Source organism: Anabaena azotica SJ-1 (genome assembly GCF_047275885.1).
In the GTDB taxonomy this organism is placed as follows: domain Bacteria; phylum Cyanobacteriota; class Cyanobacteriia; order Cyanobacteriales; family Nostocaceae; genus Trichormus_B; species Trichormus_B azotica_A.
Genome location: NZ_CP178454.1, coordinates 2,771,727 through 2,797,425 on the forward strand (window position 1 = coordinate 2,771,727; position 25,699 = coordinate 2,797,425).

The window sequence follows — 25,699 nt, forward strand, 5'->3', positions numbered from 1 at the left end:
TGGGCGAGATAGTGTAAGACGGTATGAAACTGCAACTGTTGTTTGAAAGAAAGAATCTCCACACTTTTAGGGCGAGAGTATGTCAAACCTGTTCAGCTTGGACTATATGTTCTACCTAAGCGGATTGTCATGGCTCCTATGACTCAGTTAAGAGTGGCTGACGTTTGGGGAGGCGATCGCATTCTCCGTGATGGAAATTCAGATTTAGTCTCTTTTGGCAAGCTATTTAAGTAGGTGATAGGACTCCTATTTGATTTTTGATAGCTTGCGTGGCGTAGCCATACAGAACTCCGTACATACTGAAAGCCTTCTTCCCTGTTCCCTGTTCCCTGTTCCCTGCCTCCACGAAAAATATGGCTTACGCCACGCTACGCGAACATGAATCAAATCGGATCACTATATTTGATTATTGAACAAAACTCCGTACACCTAAATCCTCTAAAACCCTTTTGCCTCTTGCCTATTGTCTGCCTGCACAAATGATTTCAGGAATCAAGCCGGATTCCTATAGAATCTTCACAAATTTAACTCAATTCTTGTAGATAATCCCTAACCTAACCAAGTTTTTCAGTTTTATAATTGTCCAGAGCAGCCACCAAATCAAGTCATTCAAAGATGAAGCAAAATAGGTTTTATACAACCTATTTGGTATATTTTGAAGTAGCAACTCATCTATGCTAGTTTGAAAGTCTGTTTTTTTCCTTAAAAATCACTTCGCAGGCACACACAAATATGGATTTGTCAAATTTTACTACACTCCAAAACTTAGAATCTGCCTTTGGTGGTGAATCAATGGCAAATCGCAAATACTTGTTTTTTGCAAATGTAGCGCGTCAACTGGGTTTTTCAGACTTAGCAAAACTTTTTAAAGAAACAGCAGATCAAGAAACGGAACACGCTTTTGCACATTTTGAGTTATTACATCCAGAACTAGTTGTGAAAGATGCTGCTGGTTTAACTGATGAACAAAAACGGGAAATAGTATCTCGCTGTTTGTCTTTAGCAATTGAAGGCGAAACCTATGAGTACACTACAATGTATCCTGAATTTGCTGCTGCTGCTCAAAACGATAGAGACAATCCCGCAGCCGAAGAATTTCTTAAACAAGCTCAAGAATCTAGCGACCACGCTAACACATTCCGCGCCGCAGCACACCGTTTTGGGTTGCTAAAATTCATCGAGAATTATCACGCAGATCGTTACACCGAAGCATTAGAACTATTAAATGGAGGACAAGCTGTAACCAGAGTAGCAGGTGAAGATCCTCAAACTCAAAAATGGATTTGTAGACAATGCAGCATGATTTATGATCCCGTTGTTGGTGATCCTGATTCGGGAATTGCACCTGGTACACCTTTTGCACAAATTCCTGATGATTGGAGTTGTCCTATTTGCGGTGCAACTAAAAAGACTTTTAAACCACTGGAAGAAAAAGTTGCTGCTTAAGGCAACATCTAAACTTTAATCAATTTAAATACCTCTTTCCTAAGAATCTATAAAATACGGAAGAGGTATTTTTAAACTTTCTCAGGACTTACGCAACTGGCATATTAGTAGGGTGCGTCAGATATCAAATATCTGTTTATTCGCAGGATTTATGAAGTCTGACGCACCATAAAATAGATGTTTGGTGTGACACTTGCGTAAGTCCTATTTCTATTAAGTAGGGTTTGCTGATAGGTAACGCCAAGCGTAAGCCATAAAAGTTATCTGTGTAGACAGGGAACAGTTTTAGGTCTTGAGTATAGTTAGATTTTTTGATACCAGCACTTAATCTTGAAATCCATTGATTAATCCATCTTTAAGTAGTCGTGCAAAATAAAAAATAGTAATCATAAGAGTCATCTATAGATAAAGGTATGATTCTATGGTTAACATCCAACTTATCTATTTCATGCCTTGATTATGTAACTAAAGAGACTAAGAGCTACGGATATCATAATCTCTACACAATCATTATTATCAACTAAACAATATATATTAGAAAGGTTTCACAAAATTAAGCCCCCATTATAAATTTTTGCTTATATATCCAATCTAATATTTATTTAATAATTGCTTTTCAAAGTTGACAAATTGCTCTAAAAAACCTGTACACTAGGTTTCACTAGGTCAGAGATGCTTCCTCATCCTTCCTAGTGACTCAAAGTAATTAACTTTGTTCCCATAGCCGATTTAGCCATTTTCTCTAAGAAAATGTCGAATTTGCATGACTACATATATTTTAGTGCAGAGGCAAGAAATTCAAGTTTTTTTCGTTCTTGCTCTGATTGTCATGCCTAAAAAATGACTTTGCCAATCAAGGAGATGTATTATGTCAGAATTTTTTAATCAAATTTCTCGGCGGAAATTTATTACGACAGCAGGAGTATCAGCAGGTGCTGTTTTCCTGAAAGGCTGTCTAGGCAATCCTCCAGAACCTGGTAACAGTGGTAGCACATCTACTAAATCTGAGGTTCAAGGAGCTGCTATTACTAACCCAGAACAAAAACCAGAAACAACAAAAGCCAAACTTGGATATATTCCTATTGTTGAATCTGCACCTTTAATTATTGCTTTAGAGAAAGGCTTTTTTGCTAAATACGGAATGTCCGAAGTAGAACTTTCCAAACAAGCTTCTTGGGGTTCTGCAAGGGATAACGTCGAAATTGGTTCTGCTGGTGGTGGTATTGATGGTGGTCAATGGCAAATGCCCATGCCCCACTTAATTACAGAAGGTTTAATTACCAAAGGGAATAAAAAAATCCCGATGTATGTATTGGCACAGTTAATTACCCATGGTAATGCAATAGCGATCGCCAACAAACATCTAGGAAAAGGAATTAGCTTAAAACTGGATGCTGCTAAACCCCTATTTGCCCAACTCAAATCTTCCACACCCTTCACAGCAGCTTTCACCTTCCCCCATGTTAATCAAGACTTGTGGATTCGCTACTGGTTAGCAGCAAGTGGAATTGACCCGGATACAGATGTCAAATTGCTAACAGTACCAGCAGCGCAAACAGTCGCCAACATGAAAACCGGTACAATGGATGCTTTCAGCACCGGCGACCCCTGGCCATTCCGCCTCGTTAACGACAAAATTGGCTTCATGGCCGCATTAACAGCCGAAATTTGGAAAAATCACCCCGAAGAATATTTTGCCATGAGAGGAGATTGGGTTGATCAACATCCCAAAGCCACAAAAGCCTTACTCAAAGGCATCATGGAAGCCCAACAATGGCTAGATAATTTTGACAACCGCAAAGAAGCGGCTGACATTCTTGCGGCTAAAAAATATTTTGGCTTATCTTCACCAGAAATTCTTGCCAACCCATATCAAGGTAAATATGACATGGGTGATGGTCGGAAAATTGATGATAAATCAATGGCTGCTTACTACTGGAAAGATGAAAAAGGCAGCGTATCTTATCCTTACCAAAGTCATGATTTGTGGTTCATAACTGAAAATGTGCGTTGGGGATTCTTACCCAAAGATTACATTGCTAATGGTGCAGCCAAAGCTAAAGAATTAATCAAAAAAGTTAACCGTGAAGATATTTGGAAAGAAGCCGCTAAAGAATTAGGAGTACCTGCTGCTGATATTCCCAGCAGTACCTCTCGTGGAGTAGAAGAATTTTTTGATGGCGTTAAATTTGACCCAGAAAAGCCAGAAGAATATCTCAAGAGTTTGAAAATCAAAAAAGTTGCTGTTTAGTAATTAGTCATTAGTAAATTTGAGGAGAATAACATCCATGACTTTAGCCCAAAAACGTTCCACAAGCCCTAAATTTGATAATAGCTTTTTATCAGGTTTGCAAAAGCAATTTCCTGAACTTATTCCTCCAGCTATCGCCCTCCTGATCTTCTTAACTATTTGGCAACTATTTTCTTGGACTCCAGGTGCAACATTACCAGGACCAATAAAGGTTATTCAAGACACCTGGATCTTAATTGTGTTTCCCTTCTATGATAAAGGTGGTACTGACAAAGGGCTATTTTGGCAAATTTGGGCTAGTTTACAACGGGTTGCTATTAGCTATACATTAGCGGCAATTGTCGGAATTGGCTTGGGGGTTTTGATTGGTGTCAATAAAACCATGTCCAAAGCTTTAGATCCCTTATTTCAATTACTCAGAACTGTACCACCTTTAGCTTGGGTTCCTATTTCTTTGGCAGCTTTACGCCAAAACGAACCAGCCGCATTGTTCGTGATCTTTATCACTGCAATTTGGCCGATTCTCATTAACACGGCTGTAGGTGTAACTCAAATTCCCCAAGATTACAACAACGTTGCTAAAGTTCTGCAACTCAGTCGCAAAGATTACTTTTTTAACATTCTCATTCCCTCAGCACTGCCCTACATTTTCACAGGTTTAAGAATTGCCATCGGTTTGGCTTGGTTGGCAATTATCGCCGCAGAAATCGTTATGTCGGGGATTGTGGGAATTGGCTTTTTTATCTGGGATGCTTATCAAAATAACAACGTCAGCGAAGTCATTTTGGCTCTAGTTTATATCGGTGTTGTTGGTCTAATTTTAGATAAACTCATGGCTGCGCTACAAAACTGGATTCTTCCCTCAGAACAAAAATAGAGATTTGGTAATAGGTAATAGGTAATAGGTAAGAAAGTTACCAGCCACAAATTACTAATTACCAATCACCAATCACCCATTACTAATCACCAATTATCCATTACCAAATAATATGTCTATATTTGTTGGCGTTGATCAAATTGATAAAGTTTTTGAATTAACTGGTGGCGGTCAATATATTGCCCTCAAAGGTATCGATCTCCAAATTAAAAAAGGCGAATTTGTTTCTTTAATTGGTCACTCAGGTTGCGGAAAATCCACGCTTTTAAACATGATTGCCGGTTTGGATTTACCAACAGAAGGCTTGGTGACTTTGGAAGGACAAAGAATCAGCAAACCAGGACCTGATAGAATGGTAGTTTTCCAAAACTATTCTCTCTTACCTTGGCGAACTGTTAGAGAAAATATCGCCTTGGCTGTAGATTCAGTCTTAAATGGAATGCCGGCAGGGGAACGTAAAGAAATCATCGAAAGACATATAGATATGGTGGGTTTACGTCCCCATGCAGACAAACAACCAGGGATGTTATCGGGCGGACAAAAACAACGGGTAGCGATCGCACGCGCATTGGCAATTCGTCCTAAACTATTACTACTAGACGAACCCTTCGGTGCTTTAGACGCACTGACTCGTGGTAATTTGCAAGAACAATTAATGAAAATCTGCGAAGAAAACGAAGTTACCGCCGTTATGGTAACTCACGACGTAGATGAAGCCGTTTTGTTATCTGACAGAATAGTCATGTTAACCAACGGACCGGAATCGAAAATTGGCGATATTTTAGAAGTTGATATTCCCAGACCCCGCAAACGCATGGAAGTAGTAAAACATCCCAGTTACTACACCTTGCGGAGTGAAATGATTTACTTCCTCAATCAACAAAAACGCGTTAAGAAAATTCGGGCGCGGAAAACCGCTGCTATTGTCCGACATGGTTTAGAAAAAGTTAATTTAGAGATTGGCTTCTTACCTCTCACCGCTTGCGCCCCTCTGGCTATAGCCAAAGAAAAAGGCTTTTTTGTGAAACATGGCTTAGATGAAGTTAATTTAGTCCGGGAAAGCAGTTGGCGGGGAATTGTAGATGGCATGACAGGCGGTTATTTAGATGCCGCACAAATGCCATCAGGGATGCCCATGTGGTTGAGTTTGGGAGGCAATAAAAACGAACCCTTACCCGTTGTCACCGCCCTGACCATGACCCGCAACGGTAACGCCATTACCTTAGCTAAACGTTTTTATGATCAAGGTGTACACAGTTTATCCGACTTCAAGAACTACCTTCTCCAGACCCGTGATCAACAACATAGAATGGGCGTAGTCCATCCGGCATCCATGCACAACTTACTGCTACGTTATTGGTTAGCAGCAGGTGGGATTGATCCCGACAATGATGTGGCTATGAAAAATATTCCCCCTGCCCAGATGGTAGTAGATTTGAAAGGCGCAACCATTGACGGCTACTCTGTTGGTGAACCTTGGAATTATCGCGCTGCGGTAGAAGGTTCAGGCTTTACCATTGCGACTGATTTAGAAGTTTGGTTAGGACATCCCGGTAAAGTTCTGGGTGTGCGGGAAGATTGGGCAGAAGCTTATCCTAATACCCATATTGCTTTAACCAAAGCCTTACTAGAAGCTTGCCAATATTGTGCAGATCCTGCCAACGCCCAAGAAGTTCGCCAGATTTTAGCAAGTCGGGAATATGTCAGCACAGATATTGACTATATCCAAATTGAAGACCCGAATGGCACTACCTGTGACTTAGACCATCCCATGCGGGAATATGCCCATCACCAATTTTATTCTGAGTCTGCCATTAACCGCCCCAGTCGCACCGAACAAATTTGGATTATGACTCAATTGGCGCGTTGGGGTGATACTCCCTTCCCCAGAAACTGGGTAGAAATTGTTGAACGAGTCTGTCGAGTGCGTGTTTTCAGTACAGCCGCTAGAGAATTGGGCTTGGATATTAGTTACACCCGTCAACCGATTCAATTATTTGATGGTAAACCCTTCAACGCTGATGACCCCATTAGCTATCTTAACGATTTAGAAATTAAACGCGACTTCTCCATAGCCGAAGTCGTTCTAGATGCCCCCAGACGAACAGCAGCTTAAAACAAACCTTCTTTCTCGTTTCCATACTTTGTATGGGAATTAATTATGGAAGCCTCTGCCTTCAACGATACCAGAGGCAGAGCCTCTTGATAGCATTCCCAACCCGATACTGGGAACGAGATAACGAGATATTAAAAAATACAAAACTCAAAATTTAAAATGCAAAACCGTAACTTGAGAGCCAGCAACACAGCTACCAGTACAATCAGCCGTCAGTCTTTCCTGGAAATTAAGGACGTTTGCAAAGTTTATCCCACCAAAAATGGACCCTTTACCGTCCTTGATGGTGTTAACCTCAACGTTGAACAAGGTGAATTTCTTTGCGTTATCGGCCACTCTGGTTGTGGAAAGTCAACCCTGTTAAATATGGTTTCTGGTTTTAATTTTCCCACCAGCGGACAAGTGCTATTAGAAGGAGAACCAATTACCAAGCCAGGTCCTGACAGAATGGTGGTTTTCCAAAACTATGCATTATTACCTTGGAGAACGGCTTTTGAAAATATTTATCTGGCTGTAAATGCAGTTTATCCCACTAAGCCAGAAGCGGAAAAACGGGCTATTGTCCGAGACCATTTGGCAATGGTGGGTTTAGGTGACGCAATGGAAAAGAAACCCATGCAAATGTCTGGGGGGATGAGACAGCGGGTTTCTATTGCTCGTGCTTTGGCTATTCGTCCCAAGGTGTTGATTTTAGATGAACCTTTTGGGGCGCTAGATGCGATTACCAAGGAAGAATTACAGGAAGAATTGCTAAAAATCTGGGGTGATAATCGTTGTACGGTGTTGATGATTACCCATGATATTGATGAGGCTTTGTTTTTGGCTGATAAGTTGGTAATGATGACCAATGGACCTCATGCCAAAATTGGGGAAGTGATGGAAATTCCTTTTTCTCGTCCACGGGATAGAGCCAGAATTATGGAAGATCCTCAATATTACCAACTCCGTAACTATGCGCTAGATTTCTTGTTTAACCGCTTTGCTCATGATGATGTGGGTTAATTAGAATTAGGGCGAACTAAAGTTCGCCTATATGCCTATATATATATTTATTAAATAGATATTAAGCTCGGCGAAGAAATCCTCTTGGCAATTTTTTTATGGCTGATGACTACGACGAATTTCTGTAATTTGGTCTGCTACATCCAATAATGATTTGGGCATTTCCGGTCCACTCAGAATGATATCCACATGAGGAGGGCGTTTTGTCAGAAACTCTAAAACTTCTGCTTCTGGAATTAAGCCAAAGTTAATAGCTAAACTTAATTCATCCAAAACAACAAGAGAATATTTGCCTTCAGATACGACTGTTTGTGTATATTGCCACAATTGTTGTAAGGCTTGATTTTCTGTTTCGTCTAAGTGTGGTGTATCAATACAACGTGGCAAATCACAGCGAATCCAATCTAAATTTTGCCCCATTTGAATAGGTTTATCTTTTCCTTGACGAATACCACCTTTGAGGAACTGCACTATTAAGACTGGTGTACCTTGACCAGCGATTCTTAGCGCCTGAGACATAACGCTAGTAAAAAAGTTACGGTGGGAACTGGTGAAAACTTGCACTAGTCCCTGAACTGAGTATGGTAAGCTGAGAGTCGAATTAATACTGGGGGTGTCTAGTTGGGCAACCATAGGGCTTAGTTTTAAAAGTAACAATAAATTAAATAGCTTCTGATAGTAGTAAACGCAAATTTAGGCTGTATAATCAATTTGTTTTTTACTGACTAGGGTATTTTTTGATTAGCATTCTTAGTCAAACACTAGATTTAGTCTGAAGTCAAGAGGGATTTTTATTAAGATTTTAGTTTTTTGCAGGAAATTAGTTGTAAAAATACAAACAAACAATTACCAGTGTCTATATAGCAAATAACGGACTTCATTATGAACGTTAGCCAAAGGGTGACAGGGTTAAAAGTTGTTTGTATGCCCATTTTATTATCAGTTGATGTCCTAAATATCTTTAGCGATCGCTATAAATTAAAAATCAAATATAGGGGCTAATAAATCCTGGAAGTAGTCGGTTGATCATTCTATTTGCGAAAAACAGAGCAAGAAAATAAATAAATTTAAGATGATGAGGAGTAAATTGTTGTGAAATTGGTAATTTTAGGAGGTTCAGGATCAGGGAAAAGCACTCAAGCACACAGGCTAGGTAAACACTTTGATGTTCCTCTGATTTCGACGGGTGAGATTTTACGGGAAGCGATATCTGATGATAATTCCAGCAATGGCTATGGTGAAATGCGTGATTTAGTTCGCTATGCCAAACCTTATGTTGAAAAAGGGGAATTAGTGCCGGATGAAATGATGATTGAATTTATTAAAGTTCGGCTAAAGCGAGAGGATGTTAATTATGGGTGGATATTAGAAGGTTATCCTCGGACGGCTTTTCAAGCTGAAGAATTAGATTTTTTGCTGGACACTTTGGAACAAAAATTAGATTGGGCAATTTATCTGCAAGTACCAGAGGCAGTGATGGTTAATCGTTCTTTAGGGCGATCGCTCCCAGATGATCAACCAGAAATTGTTCAGCGGCGTGTAGAATTATTCTACGATCGCACTATTCCTATTTTAGAATACTATGATCGTCGTCGCCGTCTGTTAACTATCAATGGTGATGATTCCCCAGAACAGGTACACCACAATATTCTCAGTTTACTGGGGAATAGGTGACAGGTGACAGGTGACAGAAAGAAGGCAGAAGGCAGAAGGTTATTTATTCTCCCCCTCTCCCCTGCCCCTCTGCTCCCCTGCCCCTCTGCCCCCCTGCTCCCCTGCTCCCCTGCTCCCCCTGCTCCTCTGCTCCCTGCTTTCCCAGTCACCGGTTTCCGTGATTCTGCTGTAATCTAAAGGCAGAATGCAAAAATTTTGAGGCAATTTCCATGGCTTGGCAGCGTCCCGACGGTCGAAATTCTTGTGAACTTCGTCCCTTAAGTTTTTACCCTAATTTCACTCGTTTTGCGCCTGGTTCTGTTTTGGCTAAATGTGGTGATACGCAGGTACTTTGCACTGTTAGCATCTCTGAAAGTGTGCCTAAGTTTTTAAATGGGACTGGGAAAGGTTGGTTGACGGCTGAGTATAGGATGTTGCCATCGGCTACTCAACAACGACAGGAAAGGGAATTATTGAAATTATCGGGACGGACACAAGAAATCCAACGTTTAATTGGACGCAGTTTAAGAGCAGCTTTGGATTTTGAAGTGTTGGGAGAACGGACGCTGATTGTAGATGCTGATGTGTTGCAAGCTGACGCTGGGACAAGAACAACGGCTATTACGGGCAGTTTTGTAGCTTTAGCTCATGCTATTTCTCAATTATTGCAGCAGGGAGTATTAGAGCGATCGCCTCTGTGTGGACAAGTGGCAGCAGTTTCCGTTGGCTTATTAGAGGGAGAGTCATTTTTGGATCTTAATTACATTGAAGATGTAGCTGCAACGGTAGATTTTAATGTAGTTATGAATCAAAACTTGGAAATTATAGAAGTCCAGGGAACAGCAGAGGAAGGTAGTTTTAACCGTCAGCAATTGAATAAGTTGCTGGATGTTGCCGAAAAAGGAATTCAGGAATTATTAATTGCTCAACGGGATGCTATTACTAATTGGAATATTCTGATAGGAAATTAAGATGCAATATTTCCCGTCAATGGTCACTTGTGTTGAATACTAACAAATAACAAAAGTCAAGACTAATGGCGGTAAACTTGCAACCAACTAAAAATTTAGAGCAATTGTGGATTGTCCGCTGTTTGTCCACAGTGCTGCTCTTTGGTCAAATCTCGCTACATATACTTCAAGGAAAAACCTATTATCGTAAGGTTTTGGGTCATACAGTTACAGCTGGTCCGGCTTCCCTGCCACCTGTTCTCCTCGTTAATGGTTTTGCAGGAATGATTTTCACCATTCAAACAGCCAGAGAATTAGTGAGATTTGGCGCTGTGGAAAATGTGGGAGGTGCTTTTGCTTTGGCTTTTTGCCGAGAATTAGCACCAATCTTGACCGCTAGTATTATCGCCGGACAGGTAGGTTCAGCATTTGCCGCCGAAATAGGAGCAATGCGAGTCACAGAACAGATTGATGCTCTTTATATGCTCAAAACTGATCCTATTGATTATCTCGTCCTACCGAGAGTGATCGCTTGCTGTTTGATGATGCCTTTGATGATGATTTTTGCTGTAATTATGGGCATCATAGGCGGAGCTTTTGCCGCATCATATTTTTATCAAGTTCAACCAGAAACATTTTTAGAGTCAGTCCGAGATTTTTTAACACCTTCAGATGTTTTTATTATTTTGCTCAAAGGGCTGATTTTTGGACTGATAGTAGCAGTTAATGGTTGTAGTTGGGGACTGACTACCAAAGGAGGGGCTAAGGAAGTAGGAGAATCTGCGACAACGGCAGTTGTGACTACGTGGGTAGCCATTTTTATCATGGATTTTATACTGGCTTTAATACTATTTGAGCAGCCCATACTTTAACAGTTATCAGCTAACAGTTATCAGTGATCAGTTATAAGATAATAAACTCAAGATACTGGGTGTAAGAGAGATGGGGGTGATGGGGAAGATGAGGGTCATGGGGAGGATGGGGAAGAATAATGTATTATCTCCTGCCTTCTGCCTTCTACCTTCTGCCTCCTGCCTCCTGCCTTCTGACTCCTGACTCCTACCTCCTGACTCCTACTTCCTGCCTCTTCATGATGTTAAAAGTTTCAAAAGTTAAAAAGGGAAATAGTCAGAAGTTAGGTATTGTAATGCTGGAAGCCGGCTATGTGATGATGAAGCCATGAACAAAACGGTTGAAGTTTTACCGGATCTGCCTGCGCTGGTAGCACGGGCGCTAGATTTGATCCTGTCCAAGTTGGAAACTGCTATTCGGGAACGGGGGCAATTTACTATTGCTTTATCTGGTGGCAGCACACCCAAGCCGTTGTACGAAGCAATAGGCTGTTTAGACCTGCCTTGGAATAAAATTCATGTGTTCTGGGGAGATGAACGTTATGTACCACCAGATCACCCTGATAGCAATGAATTGATGGCACGTGCTGCATGGCTAGACCGCGTAGCTATCCCAGCAGCGAATATTCACGCCATACCAACTTTATCAGGCAATCCAGCAGTAGATGCGGCTAAACATGAACAGCATCTACAAAAATTTTTCAATTCTTCACCGGGAAACTTTCCTGCTTTGGATGTAGTTTTATTAGGAATGGGTGATGATGCCCATACTGCATCTTTGTTTCCGCACACAGAAGCTCTTAAAGTGAGCGATCGCTTGGTAACTGTGGGTAATAAAGATGATAATCTTCGTATCACTTTCACTTACCCATTCATCAACGCTGCACGGAGTGTTATTTTCTTAGCTGCTGGTACTAATAAACGACCTGCTTTAGCTCAAGTTTTTGCACCAGTCGCTGATGATTTTGCTTATCCATCGCGCTTAATTAGACCCCAAGGAGAATTGTTATGGCTGCTAGACGCAGCCGCAGGTTTGGAACTCAAACCCTAAATCAGTGAACAGGTGACAGGGAACAACTGATAACTGACCACTGCTTGCCAGTAATATATTTTACGATGACCTTGACAAAGGCTTAAATCCATGATCGTCTGCCCGAATTGCAATCATCCCAATCCAGACGGCGCTGTTCAGTGTGAAGCTTGCTACACGCCGTTACCAGCGACTACTAACTGTCCCAGTTGTGGGGCAACCGTACAAGCAGATGCTGCTTTTTGTGGTCAGTGTGGTTATAACCTACACTCTAACGCTGCCGCAGTAGAAGCAACAGTAGTAGGATCAATGATGGCTCCCGATTTTCCTGTGGAAGTGCCACCGTTGGTTACTCCTGATCCAATGTTAGAACTTTTACAACCAGATGCTCTGGGACTAGGCGCTCCTCCTACTTCTACTCTACCCCCAACAGTGGTAGCAGCAGCCCCACAACCTATTCCAACACCTGCACCGGTTCCACCTCCAGAAGCAGTTGCACCACCTGTACCGGTTCCACCTCCAGCACCAGTTGCACCACCTGTACCGGTTCCACCTCCAGAAGCAGTTGCACCACCTATACCGGTTCCACCTCCAGAAGCAGTTGAACCACCTGTACCGGTTCCACCTCCAGAAGCAGTTGCACCACCTGTACCGGCTCCACCTCCAGAAGCAGTTGAACCACCTGTACCACCTGCACCTGTGCCACCGCCAGAAGCACCTATGGTAACTGCGTCTAGAACCCAGTTACAGCAAGTAGTGGCGCGGCTATTCCATGTTCAAAGTAATCAAGAAATTGAATTACCGCAAAATCTCTCTGTAATTCATATCGGTAAACCTAATGACCGCATTCCCCCAGATATAGATGTGGCTGGATTTCCCAATTCAGAAATTGTTTCCCGGATTCATTCAGATATCCGTGTTGAGGGAGATGCTCACTATATAGAAGATGTGGGTAGTTCTAACGGCACCTATATTAATAATTTGCCGCTATTACCAGGGAACAGACATCGCTTACGTCCAGGCGATCGCATCAGTCTGGGTAAGGGAGATTTGGTAACTTTCTTATTTCAACTCTCTTAGCGGAATAATTCGTAATTCGTAATTAATAATGAGTAATTATAATTTACGAATTACGGATTAATCATTAGGAATATCACCCATGAGAGAACCAAACGATTTTCAACCTTTGCTATCTCACCAAGCGCCTCCAGAAGTCGAGCGAATGGGGCTAACATGGCTAATAGGAGCTGCGATCGCTACTGCTGTTTTGTGGCAATTCCCAGGAGGAGATTATATTTTATACCCCTTTACAATCCTAGCAACATGGTTTCATGAAATGGGTCACGGTTTAATGGCGTTGATGTTGGGGGGAAATTTTCAGAAATTACTAATTTTTAGCAATGGTTCTGGTGTAGCTAGTTACACCATGCGATCAACCTTGGGTCCAATTGCTCCGGCGTTAGTTGCAGCCGCAGGGCCAATGGGTCCACCCATCGCTGGTGCTGCTTTGATTCTCGCTTCTCGCAATTTTAAAGCTGCTTCCCTGAGTTTGAAAATCTTGGGGGGTTTTTTGCTATTTTCTACATTAGTTTGGGTACGTTCTTGGTTTGGTTTAATAGCAATTCCCTTACTAGGTTTAATTATTTTGGGAATAGCTTTGAAAACTCCGCGTTGGGTACAGGGTTTTGCTATTCAGTTATTGGGTGTGCAAGCTTGTGTAAGTACCTACCACCAATTAAATTATCTATTTAGTTATAGTGCTGGTTCTTTAGGACTTTCCGATACAGCACAAATGCAGAAATATTTACTATTACCTTATTGGTTTTGGGGTGGTTTAATGGCTGTAGCTTCTTTAGTGATTTTAGTTCAAAGTCTGCGGGTTGCCTATCGTTCAGATTGACACTCTTTGGTTTGTAGAAATAAACATCATCCCAGATAACCGACTTTTAAAAGAAGTCGATGATCTGAGACTTGCGATGTTTAAAATTCAAATCAGGAGGGAAATCAGGATTTCTATCTACCCAATAAAATTTCCCAAAATGATCTTGGTTGAATGCTGGGGTAATAAATTCGTCCGACTGCTCTAAACTTGGCTTTATCCAACTCGTTAATATCTAGGTTAGTAAGGTTTCTATTTACTATAATTTTGGGCAAAGCTTCGTCCAACGGAGCTTCTGATTTCACAGTGAAAAAAACATAGTTATTATTACTACCACACTTCCCTGATCCATTAATCAAGCAAACGGTAGTTTTCGGTGCCAAAGAAGTACCATCAACTAGGATCTTAAAATCCCGTCCGCTACTATAAGATATTTTTAATTTATTAGCTGCATTTTTACAAGCTGTATCAAGATTCTCTGATATATACTCGCTTTCCCAACGAATTAATGGTGTTTTTGTCCCCGTTTCAGCATTATAAGCGAAGGTTGTTCGTTGTCCATCAATTATGCCACATTGGAATGGTTCTGTACTCACAGAAGTAGACTGACTGAAACCAGGGGTAGCTGTAAGTGCGATACCTGTCAAACTCAAACCAATTAACAACGAATTTTTAAGTGTAATCATGGCTTTAATAGTGTAACTAAATTTCTATTTGTAAACAAAATAGGGAATTATTTGACTGGTGTCTATGTTTTATAGTAAATATCAATACTAGTCCAGTCACAGCTATAACCCCGTTAGCCTGTATTTAATGAAACCAAGTGTTATACCAATCTGGGTTGCTCGCTTCCTTCCCCTATGCTTGCTTACTGTCACAAATTCCACAATAGCACAAATAATTCCCGATCAAACCCTGCCGATTAACTCATTAGTTACACCCCAAGGAAATATTAAAGCTATCAGTGGGGGAACTATAGCTGGAAGCAATTTATTCCATAGTTTTCAAGAATTTTCTGTTGGTATTGGTGAAACAGCATCTTTTAGCAATTCTTTAAATATTCAAAATATAGTCACAAGGGTGACTGGTAAATCAGTTTCTAATATTGATGGTGTTCTGCAAACCCAACATAGCGCCAACTTATTTCTACTTAATCCCAACGGTATTATTTTTGGACTAAATGCTACTTTAGATATTGGTGGTTCTTTTGTAGCAAGCACAGCCAGTAGTCTTAGATTTACTGATGGTAGTGAATTTAGTGCTATTAATCCTCAACGCACATCTGGATTGAGTATAACCGTTCCTTTGGGTTTGCAATTTCCTGGAATGCCTGCAAGCATTACTAATCGCGCTACTAACCTGCAAGTATCATCTGAAAAAACCATCGCTTTGATAGGTGGGGATATTACTTTAGAAGCTGGTAACTTAACAGCACCACAGGGACGAGTTGAATTAGGTAGTGTTGCTGGTGATAGTCTGGTGAGTTTGACTCCCACAGGCAATGGTTGGTCTTTAGGATATGACGGTATAAATAATTTTAGTAATATTAAACTACAGGCGGAGTCGAAAGTAAGTGCTGATAATGGTGGTGAAATTTTTGTTAGAGCCAAAGATTTGACAGTAAAAGATGGTTCAGCAATATTAGCTAATACTAATAGTACAGCTAGTGGGGGTAAAATTACTATACAAGCTAATAAGATTGAGGTGAAAGGGGCATCTCCAAATGGTCAGGTTTTTAGTACAATTGCCGCTACATCAACAGGAAGTGGAAATTCTGGGAATATAGATATTACCACCAAAAAGTTAATTGCTAAAGACGGCGGTGATGTGTCGGTAAAGACAGTTGGCTCTGGGAAAGGAGGAAACCTTACCGTCAACGCTTCTGAATCTATAGAACTAATTGGGGCTGTCTCTATTCCCAATAGTAACAATTTTAGTCGGAGCGGTTTATTTGCTGCCACAGAAGGTACTGGAGACGGTGGTGATATAACAATTAATACCCCTTGGTTACAGGTACGAGATGGAGCGCGGGTTTCGGTATCTACACGGGGTAAAGGAGAAGGTGGTAAAACAGGTGGTCAGGGTGGTAATTTATTTGTTAATGCGGCACTAATAGACCTGAGTGGTACTAGTGCTGATGGCAGGTTTATCAGTGGTTTGTTTGCGTTGTCTGGAGAAATAAGACCAAATATTGCAGAAAACGAAGCTACAGGTATTGGTGGAAACATAAACATTATAACTGGGCAGTTAAAGATTAGTAATGGAGCGCGAGTATCAGCTGCTACAGCTAATACAGGTAATGCTGGAAATATTAATATCACGGCTGATGTCATAGAAGTGACAGGAGTATCACATAGCACTGCACCTCCAGATGAACAAGTTTTTAGTACAATTGCGGCAACATCAGATTCAGTTACATCAGATAATGCTGGAGATGCTGGGAATGTAGATATTACAACCAAGAGATTAATTGCTAGAGATGGTGGTGATGTATCTGTGAAGACTGTTAGCTCAGGGAAGGGTGGAACTCTCACGGTAAAAGCTTCTGAGTCAATAAAACTAACTGGGGCTGTATCTATTCCCAATAGCAGAAATTTCAGTCGTAGTGGTTTATTTGCTGCTACAGAAGGCACTGGAGATGGCGGTGATATAACAATTAATACTCCTTTATTGCGAGTAAGCAATGGAGCGCGGGTTTCGATATCAACTCGCGGTTCAGGAAAAGACGGTAAAACAGGTGGTAATGGAGGTGTATTAAATGTGGATGCAGCAGAGATATACTTGGATGGTGTAGAAACCTTGCAATTGTTAAAAACCGATAATATCGAAACAGAAACAAAGATATTTCCTAGCGGTTTGTTTGCTTTGTCTGGAGAACTAAGACCAAAGATTGAAGAAAATGAAGCTACAGGAAATGCTGGAAGCATTGAGATTACAACTGGGCAGTTAAAGATTAGTAATGGAGCGCGAGTATCAGCCGCTACAGCTAATACAGGTAATGCGGGAACTATTAAGATCACGGCTGATGTCATAGAAGTAACAGGAGTCTCACATAGCACTGCACCTCCAAAAGATCAGATTTTCAGTACAATTGCGGCAACATCAGGTAAAAACGGTGATTCTGGCGACATTACTATTGATACCAAAAAGTTGAGAGTTAGTGATGGAGCAGATGTTTCAGTAACAGCTTTTGGAACGGGTACTTCAGGAAACCTGACTGTTAATGCTTCGGAGTCTATAAAACTCATTGGAGCTAGTGCTATTCCTGATAGTGACATTTTCAGTCGTAGCGGTTTGTTTGCGGCTACTGAAGGTACTAAAGATGGCGGTGATATAACAATTAATACTCCTTTATTGCAGGTACTAGATGGTGCAAGAATTTCTGGATCAACTCGTGGTAAAGGAGATATAGACAACGATATTCTTGGAGGTAAGGGAGGTAATTTATTTGTTAATGCTAAAGAAATTGAACTGAGTGGTACGAAGACAGTGCAACTGCTACGCAATGGTCAGATAGAAACACGGACATTTGCCAGTGGTTTATTTGCTTTGTCTGGAGAAATAAGACCGAATATTGCAGATAATGAAGCTACGGGTGCAGGTGGCAACTTAAAAATTAATACTGACTTGTTAACTGTGCGAGATGGTGCAGAAGTATCAGTAAGTGCCAAAGGTGAAGGAACAGCAGGAGACTTGGAAGTAAACGCAGGTGGAATTAGGTTACAAGACGGCTCAATTATAGGTGCAACAGTAAAGGGTAGCGGTGCTAACATCACCTTAGAAGTTCGGGACTCTTTGCAACTATTGGGTGATTCTGAAATTTCCACGGATGCGGGTGTTAATGGAAATGGTGGGAACATCAAAATTACCGCAGGTGCTTTGGCCATTTTAGAAAATAGTAAGATTAGCGCCGATGCTGGCATACAAGGTGGTAATGTGCAGATTACAACCCAAGGACTTTTCTCCCTTGCAAATGCTATCACTGCCAGTTCTGCACAGGGGACACAATTTAGTGGCAATGTAGCAATAAATACTCCTGATGTTGAACCGAGTCAAGGGTTAGTTACTCCCCCAGAAAATTTTCTTAATCCTGAAAACCAGGTAGCTTCAGCTTGTGCATCAGAAAAAGGACAAAACCGCAGTCAATTTATTATTACTGGACGCGGTGGACTACCACCTAGTGCAACAGAAACACTGAGTAGTGAAACGGTGAGGGTAAGTTCATCACAAGCGAGAACAATTCCAGATAATTCGATAACTTCAGTAAAGTTACCGCGACCAGCTACGGGTTGGGGAGTCAACGACAAAGGTGAATTGCTGCTTACCGCTAATTCGATCAATCAAAGTTCTCAAATACCAACAGCTAATTGTCATGTACGTTAAACATTTTTACAGCCTTTGGTTGTTTTGTGAGTTGTTAGTGGTAAACTTTTGCTTGTTGGCTGTGAGTGGAATATCTTTGTCAGCGCGATCGCAAAATATTCCTCCTACTCAAGTTCCTAACTCAGTTACTCCGACTCGTCCCCAACTTCAGAAACCTGAACCGTTGCTTCCTCCAGAAGAACTGTTGCAAATTTCTCCTTCAGCACCAATTTTACCAGAACAGAATTTAGATATTTCTGGAATTATTCGGGTTGAGCGTTTTGAATTTGTTGGGAATACAAATTCAGTATTTAGTTCGGAAATATTATCTAACGAGTTGCAGGATTTTACTAACAAACCTATTAGTTTTCCTCAATTACTACAAGCTGCTTCTAAAATTACTGCTTTTTACGTTCAAAAAGGATATGTGACTTCTGGTGCTTATATTCCTGAACAAACTTTAAGCGGTTGTTTTGTAAAGCCAGAACAAACTGGAAAGAATTGTGTTGTCACAATCCAAGTTGTGGAAGGGAGTTTGGAGGAAATTCGCATTACTAGAGATGAGAAAAGTAGAAAACGTTTGCATGATAATTATGTGCGATCGCGTTTGAATTTAGCTACTACCAAACCTCTCAATATCCGCAAATTACAACAAGCTTTACAACTTCTACAATTAGATCCCTTAATTGAAAACCTTTCCGCAGAATTATCTGCTGGTACAACTCCAGGGACAAATTTACTAAAAATTAACATAGAAGAAGCAGACTCTTTTAGCACTAAAATTACTGCCGATAATAGTAGAAACCCCAGCATTGGTAGTTTTCGGCGTGGCTTAGAAATAGAGGAAGCTAACTTAACCGGGTTAGGAGATAGCCTCAATATAAATTATGACAACACTGATGGTAGCAACGCCATAAATGCCAAGTACACCATCCCGTTTAATTCCCGTAATGGTACTATCAGTTTTAACTATAGCAACAGCCAAAGCAACATTATTGAACCTAAATTTGATGAATTAGATATTGAATCAAATTCCCGCAACTTTGAATTTACATTCCGTCAACCCATAGCTCAGAAAGCTAACCAACAATTTACCGAAGAATTTGCACTAGGTTTTACAATCAATCGACGTGAAAGTGATGGTTCTATTTTAGGAATCAACTTTCCTATTTCTGTAGGAGCAAATGCACAAGGACAAACCAGAATTTCTGCACTACGTTTCTTTCAAGAATGGAACAAAAAAAGTTTCCAACAAGTCTTTGTTGCTCGTTCTCAATTTAGTTTAGGTGTGGGAACATTTGATGCGACAATTAATAATCAAGAACCTGATAGTCGCTTTTTTGCATGGAGAGGACAATTAGTTTGGTTGCGCTTGCTTGGTTCTCAAACTGATAATCCCAAGCTGACACCCCGCCTTTTATTCCGCTCTGATATTCAACTAGCAACTACATCGCTTTTACCTTTAGAGCAATTTACATTAGGCGGGATTTTTAATGTGCGTGGTTATCGTCAAGATGCCGTTTTTAGTGATAATGGCATTTTTGCATCTGCGGAGTTGCAATTACCGATTTACAACACCAATAATGGGGAAAATGTTTTACAATTAATTCCATTTATAGATGTGGGAACTGCTTGGAATATTCCTGGTAGAAAAAATCCTGATTCTAACACTTTAACATCTGTTGGTTTGGGTTTACAGTGGCAAATGGGGGAAAGATTTAAAACCCGTTTAGATTATGGTATTCCTTTAGTTGAGATTAACGCCAGAGAAAGAACATGGCAAGACAATGGTATTTATTTTTCTGTACAGTACAATCCATTTTAAAACGAATATATATGTTAAAGAATCGTCAAAAATTCACAGCATTATTTTTAGGATTATTAACCCTAATTTTTACTTTAGTTATTCCTATTTTATTTCCAGAAAAAGTAATAGGAACTGAACATAAAATCAAACCGAATTCATTTTTAATATCTCAAATATCCAATGCTTTAAAGTTAGAACAGCAGGGAAAAGAATACTACGACATCGGCAGCTTTGCTGAAGCGGCCAAAATCTGGCAAAAAGCAGCAGAGGCTTATGGAAAAGATGAAGATGGCAAAAATAGAAATTTAATTAACAAAGCTAAATCATTGCAATCTTTGGGGTTATATCCTGAAGCTTGTAGTCAAATTATGCTAGTTTTTACAAATTTTAATTCCAGTTGTCTAAATGAGCAGTTCAAAAATTCTGATTTTCAAAAGAAGTTTATTAACCAAATCCAAGAACAACCTAGTTCTCTAAATAAAATACGAGGCTTACGTCTGCTTGCTGAAATATTATTAAAATTAGATATTTACATCCCTGTAACCCAAGTAAATTTTGAAAAAATTGCCGATCATAATGGAAATAAAATCAAATTACCAAAACCACAAAATATTTCTGAAATACTTTTGCAAGAGTCTGAAAAATATCCAGAAGAAAAAAGTGCAATTTTACTGAGTTTAGGTAATATAGAACGATCTATTGGTAATAAAGACCGAGATAAATTAAATTATTTTCCCCAAATTGATACTATTCTTAGTAATAAGTGCAATAATGAATTTAATAATGTTTTGAATACAGATATTCTGAGTGACGAAGACAAATATCAATATGAAATAAAATGTAGCAATAATGATAATTTAAAATTATATCAACAAGCATTCAGACATTACAGTGAATCTTTTAAAGATTATCAGCAAGCAACAAATGATCAGACTCAACCTCTAACCAAAATTCAAGCAAAACTAAATCAACTAACTTTGTTATTAGATATGCAGGAATGGTGGAATGAACAGATTAGCAAAAATTCAAAAAATGATTGGTCTGATTTAAGAAAAGACCTGGATAATAAAATAGAATATCTGTTAAATCCAATCAGGTCTGATTTGGGTAATTTGCCTGAAAATAGTGAGATCATTCGTGAGCTAGTATATGCAAAAATTAATTTTTCAAATAGCTTAATTCGTCTTAATATCAACACTAACAAGGATAATTTTTTACAACAACAAATACCTGAACTCAATGAAGTTGATAAACTTCTATCTACAGCTATTCAACAAGCTCATACATTTGCAGATAAACAAGCCGAATCACAAGGTTTAAGCAACCTTGCTAGATTACGTGAATTGCAAGCATCCCGTCAAGAAGACCTCACAAGACAAGATAAACTTACTCAAGCCAAAAATTTAACAGAGCAAGCACTAAGTCTGTTAAATGATATGAATGTTGATAATCGGCAAATTTTATATCGTTACAGACACCAGTTAGGAAGAATTTTGAAAGCTTCAGGAAATATTGAAGGAGCATTAACATCTTATGCTGAAGCATGGAATATACTCCAGTCATTAAGAGCAGATTTAGTAACTAGTGCTGATAACCAATTTTCTTTTCGTCAAAACGTCGAACCTGTATATCGGGAATTTATTGATTTATTATTGCAATCTAAAAGCAGTGGAATTGATTTAAGTAAATTGGTATTACTCAATAATATCACCACAAGATATAGTTCCGATAAAGATGAAACAGGAAAAAATATTTTAGATAATCCATTAAATGTCGCTCGTTTAGTGATGGAATCTCTGCAATTAGCAGAACTAGATAATTTCTTTCAAGAACCATGTTCACCACCAATAGATAAGTTAGTACAACTTGAAAATATTGATGCCAAAGCTGCGGTTATTTATCCAATTATTTTAGAAAATCAGCTACAGGTGATGCTGTTTAAAAAAAATAAATCACCTTATCTTTCTCCAGTTATTAAAATTGCTAAAACAGAAGTTAACGATACTCTTGAAAATTTAGCTGATCTTATTTACACTCAAATTCCCAAAGATGGAATAATATCTGCTTCATCTCTGATAGAAGATCAAACCATAGGAAAAGATCAACTTAATAAAAATAAAAAACAAGTTTTCAGGCGTTCTCAACAGGTATATGATTGGTTAATCAAACCTTTAGAGAAAAATCATCAATTAGACCAGATTGAAACTTTAGTATTTGTGCTACTAGATCGTTCTTTCCAGAAAATTCCTATAGCTGCTCTTTACAATGGCAAAGATTATTTGATTGAGAAGTATAATATAGCATTAAGTTTGGGTCAGCAACTAATAAACCCAAAACCAATTAAACCAGAAAATATAGAAATTTTAGCAGCTGGTATGAGTAAAAGTGTCTCTGCACGGGGGAATACTTTTCTTGAACTTGAAAATGTAAATGCAGAATTGACAAATATTAAGAATTTAAAAGCAAGAGTAAGAGTAAATCCGATCATACTTTGTGATGAGAACACAATTTGTCAACAGCCATTTACCAAAAGTAATTTTAAAGCCAAAATGAAATCTTCTCCTACGGTAGTACACCTATCAACACATGGTATTTTTAGTTCTAATCGAGAGCAAACGTTTATTGTAACTGGAGATACTGATGAGGATAATACCATTGATATAAATAATTTCCAGAATTTGCTCAACCCTCAAGGTAAAAATAGAAACAAAAATATTGAATTACTGGTTTTAAGTGCCTGTCAAACAGCTTCAGGTGATGAAAAAGCTATATTAGGTATGGCTGGAGTAGCTCTTCGTTCTGGTGCAAGTAGTACCATTGCTAGTTTATGGCCTGTATCAGATAAAGCTACCGCAGAGTTGATGAAACGATTTTATCAAAATTTAACTAATCGTGATCAAAATTTAACTAATCGTGATCAAAAAATGACTCGAGCCACAGCACTTAGAAATGCCCAAATTTCTCTGATAGAACAAAAAGAATATGATCATCCTCTTTACTGGGCAGCTTTTACTCTGATAGGTAATTGGCTTTAACTGTATTAAGGGTTAGCGTTGCTCAGAAAGAAGTTTTGAAAGAAGCTTTTCTGCTTCTGCTTTAGTCTTGGAAAAAATAGCTGTGTTTATGTTAATTGCTTTTCCTTTTTCAATTGCTATGTCAACGGCTGGAATAGCTTCTTTTAAAAGTTGAACAGCTTGAACTTTATCTGGAGGAGTTGATTTTAATAAATCTTGAGCTTTGAACAGCAATGATTCACCTTTATTATGCCAGCTGAGAGCGCAATCATAAGCAGCATCTGGACTATTATCACCACAAGCTAAATTAATAGTTTTATCAAAAGAGTTGATTGATTCATCGTATTGTTTTAAACCTTGTTGAGCGATTCCTAAACATAGCCAACCTTTAAAATTGTTTGGATCAATTAAAGTTGCTGCTTCACAAGAACTCAAACCTTTGTCAAATTCTTTGAGATTATTATGTATAGAGCCTTTATTAGCCCAGGCATATATATAGTTTGGATCAATTTTTATGGCTTCACCATAGGATGCGATCGCATCTTCATTTCTTGCTAGACTTTGTAAAGCAATACCTTTAAAAACGTAAGCTGCTGGCAAGGGATGAATTTGGATTGATTGATTACAGGTTTGAATGGCTTGAAGATACTGTTTATTATCTGTTTCTGCTTTACAGATTGCAAGCAAATTGTTTGCTCTTTCTTTTGGGCTGTTTATTTGGCAACTTACAAATGTTGAAATTCCTAGACTAGATACACCGATGAATACCAATCGCTTATGATTCTTCAACCATTCCCAAATTATTTCTATAGCAGGACGAGGAGGTATTGGTGGTGGTGATGGATTTAAAGCATCTAAAACTTCTTGTGCAGATTGGTAACGTTCTCCTAAACGGAAACGCACCATTTTAGTTAAAATCTTTGCTAACTCAGGACTAATCTGAATTTCATTCTGCCAGATTAGCTCATGGTTTGAATCTCTTGGTAAATTTTGAGGATGTACTCCTGTTAAAGCTTGGATAGCTGTCATTCCTAAAGCATAAATATCGCTGCTGTGTTGCGGTTGATTTTTCTCTTGTTCAAGAGGCATATATCCAGTTGTACCTCCTGGTTTGACAACTATTCTGTTATCTCTGTTATTAAATTCTAAAGTGAAAATTTGCTTGAATTCCGAAAAATCTATGAGAATAAATTTTTTATCTTGTTGTCGTTGAATTAAATTAGACGGCTTAATATCACCATGAATAATTCCTTGCCCATGGATGAACTTTAATACCTGCAAAACATCTTGCAAGAAATCAGTAACTTCTTTTTCACTCCAGCAGTTGCCTTTTGTGATTTTGTTTTTTAAATTTTCGCCTTCTATAAATGGATAGATTAAATATAATTTTTTATTGTCTCTAACATAATCCAGAAACCGTGAAATTTGCTCGTGATTAGGGAAGTTTTCTAGTAATGGTAATGCGACTTCTAAACGAGCTTCTACCTCGTGTGCAATATGTAGATTATTATTTAGGTTAAATTGCTTAACAATACAAGGACGTTGTTTCCTTTTAGTATCTTCTGCTAAATATGTATGACTAAAGCCACCACTGCCACCCAAATAATTAATAATTTTATAGCGTTGAATTAGTGTTTGATTCAAGAAAGTGAGTGGTTCTAAATCTGCAATAACATCATTCGCTAGTGAGTAACGGGCTAATGGAATGCGCCGCACCATCTTGGTTAAGATTTTCGCTAAGTGTGGGTTAAACTGAGTTAAATTCTGGCAGATAACTTCATTCTCAGAGCTTGATAAGTTGATCGGATTTTCTCCTGTTAAAAGTTGAATTGCCGTCATACCCAAAGCATAGATGTCACTGGCAAATTGCGGGTTTCCTGCTATTTGTTCTTGGGGCATATAACCGGCTGTACCAGCCATTATTGTTGAATTTAATGTACTGACTTGTTTAACTGTGCCATAATCAATCAGAAAAATTTTCCCATCCGATTCTCTCTTGATTAAGTTTGCCGGTTTAATATCGCGGTGGATGATATTCTTTTGAAACAGATAATTTAATATGTTTAAAACATCATTCAAAATTTGAATAACTTCTGTTTCAATGAAAATATGATTTTTGGCTATTTCTTCGAGATTATGACCTTTAATATATTCTTCCACCAAGTAGTCTTTTTGATTTTCCTGGAATTTATCATAAAGCGTTGGGATTTGATGGTGGTTTAAGTCATTCAGAACTTGTGCCTCTATATCGAACTTATTTCTTGCTTGTTCCAAGCTGGCTGGATTTGAGGGGTTTAGATATTTGAGTAAATAATTAGATCCTGGTGACTGTATATTTTCGACTAAATACGTCTCTCCAAATGAACCGCCACCTATAAATTTTATGATTTTATAGCGCCCTATAATATCTCCATTATTGTACGTATTGTGTCTCATATAAGGTAATACAAGTTAGTGTTGT

The 25,699-nt window shown here is 39.1% G+C and carries 17 protein-coding genes; 14 read left to right on the top strand and 3 right to left on the bottom strand.

The window, feature by feature from the left end; translation table 11 throughout:
* The first annotated feature begins 732 nt into the window (after positions 1-732).
* The 5 genes from ACLLO5_RS12190 to ACLLO5_RS12210 all read left to right on the top strand — a co-directional run bounded on the left by ACLLO5_RS12190 (position 733) and on the right by ACLLO5_RS12210 (position 7,692).
* Positions 733-1,446 (top strand): rubrerythrin family protein, encoded by a 714-nt coding sequence (locus tag ACLLO5_RS12190; RefSeq protein WP_413175714.1) that lies wholly within the window; start codon positions 733-735, stop codon positions 1,444-1,446.
* An 868-nt stretch (positions 1,447-2,314) separates the two neighbouring features.
* Positions 2,315-3,697, top strand: coding sequence for a CmpA/NrtA family ABC transporter substrate-binding protein (locus ACLLO5_RS12195; RefSeq protein ID WP_413175715.1), 1,383 nt, complete (start codon positions 2,315-2,317; stop codon positions 3,695-3,697).
* A gap of 37 nt (positions 3,698-3,734) precedes the next feature.
* Positions 3,735-4,574 (top strand): nitrate ABC transporter permease, encoded by an 840-nt coding sequence (gene ntrB / locus ACLLO5_RS12200; protein ID WP_413175716.1) that lies wholly within the window; start codon positions 3,735-3,737, stop codon positions 4,572-4,574.
* A gap of 112 nt (positions 4,575-4,686) precedes the next feature.
* Positions 4,687-6,690 (top strand): nitrate ABC transporter ATP-binding protein, encoded by a 2,004-nt coding sequence (locus ACLLO5_RS12205; RefSeq protein WP_413175717.1) that lies wholly within the window; start codon positions 4,687-4,689, stop codon positions 6,688-6,690.
* Between the two features lie 159 nt (positions 6,691-6,849).
* Positions 6,850-7,692, top strand: coding sequence for a nitrate ABC transporter ATP-binding protein (locus ACLLO5_RS12210; RefSeq protein ID WP_413175718.1), 843 nt, complete (start codon positions 6,850-6,852; stop codon positions 7,690-7,692).
* 96 nt (positions 7,693-7,788) lie between these two features.
* On the opposite strand, the gene ACLLO5_RS12215 is transcribed toward ACLLO5_RS12210, so the two are convergent.
* A complete protein-coding gene (locus ACLLO5_RS12215; RefSeq protein WP_413175719.1) occupies positions 7,789-8,325 on the bottom strand; it encodes a P-loop NTPase family protein in 537 nt (178 codons plus the stop codon).
* Between the two features lie 459 nt (positions 8,326-8,784).
* On the opposite strand from ACLLO5_RS12215, the gene ACLLO5_RS12220 reads away from it, so the two are divergent.
* The 6 genes from ACLLO5_RS12220 to ACLLO5_RS12245 all read left to right on the top strand — a co-directional run bounded on the left by ACLLO5_RS12220 (position 8,785) and on the right by ACLLO5_RS12245 (position 14,076).
* On the top strand, positions 8,785-9,366 hold the full coding sequence (locus ACLLO5_RS12220; RefSeq protein ID WP_413175720.1) for an adenylate kinase family protein: 582 nt from the start codon (positions 8,785-8,787) through the stop codon (positions 9,364-9,366).
* Between the two features lie 209 nt (positions 9,367-9,575).
* Entirely contained in the window at positions 9,576-10,316 is a 741-nt protein-coding gene (gene rph / locus ACLLO5_RS12225) for a ribonuclease PH (protein ID WP_413175721.1), read from the top strand.
* Positions 10,317-10,381: 65 nt separating this feature from the next.
* Positions 10,382-11,167, top strand: a complete 786-nt coding sequence (locus ACLLO5_RS12230) for an MlaE family ABC transporter permease (protein WP_413175722.1) — start codon at positions 10,382-10,384, stop codon at positions 11,165-11,167.
* A 307-nt stretch (positions 11,168-11,474) separates the two neighbouring features.
* Entirely contained in the window at positions 11,475-12,197 is a 723-nt protein-coding gene (gene pgl / locus ACLLO5_RS12235; RefSeq protein ID WP_413175723.1) for a 6-phosphogluconolactonase, read from the top strand.
* Positions 12,198-12,287: 90 nt separating this feature from the next.
* Positions 12,288-13,256 carry an FHA domain-containing protein gene (locus tag ACLLO5_RS12240; RefSeq protein WP_413175724.1) on the top strand — a complete coding sequence of 323 codons (969 nt, stop codon included), beginning with the start codon at positions 12,288-12,290 and terminating at the stop codon, positions 13,254-13,256.
* A gap of 79 nt (positions 13,257-13,335) precedes the next feature.
* The gene (locus tag ACLLO5_RS12245; protein ID WP_413175725.1) at positions 13,336-14,076 is read left to right on the top strand and encodes a M50 family metallopeptidase; all 741 of its coding nucleotides are present in this window, start codon (positions 13,336-13,338) and stop codon (positions 14,074-14,076) included.
* Positions 14,077-14,189: 113 nt separating this feature from the next.
* Here the strand turns inward: ACLLO5_RS12245 and ACLLO5_RS12250 are convergent, their stop codons facing one another.
* Complete coding sequence (locus ACLLO5_RS12250; RefSeq protein ID WP_413175726.1) at positions 14,190-14,741, bottom strand: COP23 domain-containing protein; 552 nt, start codon at positions 14,739-14,741, stop codon at positions 14,190-14,192.
* A gap of 127 nt (positions 14,742-14,868) precedes the next feature.
* Between ACLLO5_RS12250 and ACLLO5_RS12255 the strand changes: the two genes are divergently transcribed.
* The 3 genes from ACLLO5_RS12255 to ACLLO5_RS12265 are packed head-to-tail and all read left to right on the top strand — an operon-like array spanning position 14,869 to position 23,259.
* On the top strand, positions 14,869-18,438 hold the full coding sequence (locus ACLLO5_RS12255; RefSeq protein WP_413175727.1) for a filamentous hemagglutinin N-terminal domain-containing protein: 3,570 nt from the start codon (positions 14,869-14,871) through the stop codon (positions 18,436-18,438).
* Positions 18,428-20,242 (top strand): ShlB/FhaC/HecB family hemolysin secretion/activation protein, encoded by a 1,815-nt coding sequence (locus tag ACLLO5_RS12260; RefSeq protein ID WP_413175728.1) that lies wholly within the window; start codon positions 18,428-18,430, stop codon positions 20,240-20,242. Before ACLLO5_RS12255 ends, ACLLO5_RS12260 begins: the two co-directional genes overlap by 11 nt.
* Positions 20,243-20,253: 11 nt before the next feature.
* Positions 20,254-23,259 (top strand): CHAT domain-containing protein, encoded by a 3,006-nt coding sequence (locus ACLLO5_RS12265; protein ID WP_413175729.1) that lies wholly within the window; start codon positions 20,254-20,256, stop codon positions 23,257-23,259.
* Between the two features lie 12 nt (positions 23,260-23,271).
* On the opposite strand, the gene ACLLO5_RS12270 is transcribed toward ACLLO5_RS12265, so the two are convergent.
* Positions 23,272-25,674, bottom strand: coding sequence for a protein kinase domain-containing protein (locus ACLLO5_RS12270; RefSeq protein WP_413175730.1), 2,403 nt, complete (start codon positions 25,672-25,674; stop codon positions 23,272-23,274).
* Positions 25,675-25,699 lie beyond the last annotated feature (25 nt).

Coding starts and splice junctions, on each gene's coding strand:
- ACLLO5_RS12190 (WP_413175714.1), top strand. CDS start 733: ATGGATTTGTCAAATTTTACTACACTCCAAAACTTAGAATCTGCCTTT.
- ACLLO5_RS12195 (WP_413175715.1), top strand. CDS start 2,315: ATGTCAGAATTTTTTAATCAAATTTCTCGGCGGAAATTTATTACGACA.
- ntrB (WP_413175716.1), top strand. CDS start 3,735: ATGACTTTAGCCCAAAAACGTTCCACAAGCCCTAAATTTGATAATAGC.
- ACLLO5_RS12205 (WP_413175717.1), top strand. CDS start 4,687: ATGTCTATATTTGTTGGCGTTGATCAAATTGATAAAGTTTTTGAATTA.
- ACLLO5_RS12210 (WP_413175718.1), top strand. CDS start 6,850: ATGCAAAACCGTAACTTGAGAGCCAGCAACACAGCTACCAGTACAATC.
- ACLLO5_RS12215 (WP_413175719.1), bottom strand. CDS start 8,325: ATGGTTGCCCAACTAGACACCCCCAGTATTAATTCGACTCTCAGCTTA.
- rph (WP_413175721.1), top strand. CDS start 9,576: ATGGCTTGGCAGCGTCCCGACGGTCGAAATTCTTGTGAACTTCGTCCC.
- ACLLO5_RS12230 (WP_413175722.1), top strand. CDS start 10,382: ATGGCGGTAAACTTGCAACCAACTAAAAATTTAGAGCAATTGTGGATT.
- pgl (WP_413175723.1), top strand. CDS start 11,475: ATGAACAAAACGGTTGAAGTTTTACCGGATCTGCCTGCGCTGGTAGCA.
- ACLLO5_RS12240 (WP_413175724.1), top strand. CDS start 12,288: ATGATCGTCTGCCCGAATTGCAATCATCCCAATCCAGACGGCGCTGTT.
- ACLLO5_RS12245 (WP_413175725.1), top strand. CDS start 13,336: ATGAGAGAACCAAACGATTTTCAACCTTTGCTATCTCACCAAGCGCCT.
- ACLLO5_RS12250 (WP_413175726.1), bottom strand. CDS start 14,741: ATGATTACACTTAAAAATTCGTTGTTAATTGGTTTGAGTTTGACAGGT.
- ACLLO5_RS12255 (WP_413175727.1), top strand. CDS start 14,869: ATGAAACCAAGTGTTATACCAATCTGGGTTGCTCGCTTCCTTCCCCTA.
- ACLLO5_RS12260 (WP_413175728.1), top strand. CDS start 18,428: ATGTACGTTAAACATTTTTACAGCCTTTGGTTGTTTTGTGAGTTGTTA.
- ACLLO5_RS12265 (WP_413175729.1), top strand. CDS start 20,254: ATGTTAAAGAATCGTCAAAAATTCACAGCATTATTTTTAGGATTATTA.
- ACLLO5_RS12270 (WP_413175730.1), bottom strand. CDS start 25,674: ATGAGACACAATACGTACAATAATGGAGATATTATAGGGCGCTATAAA.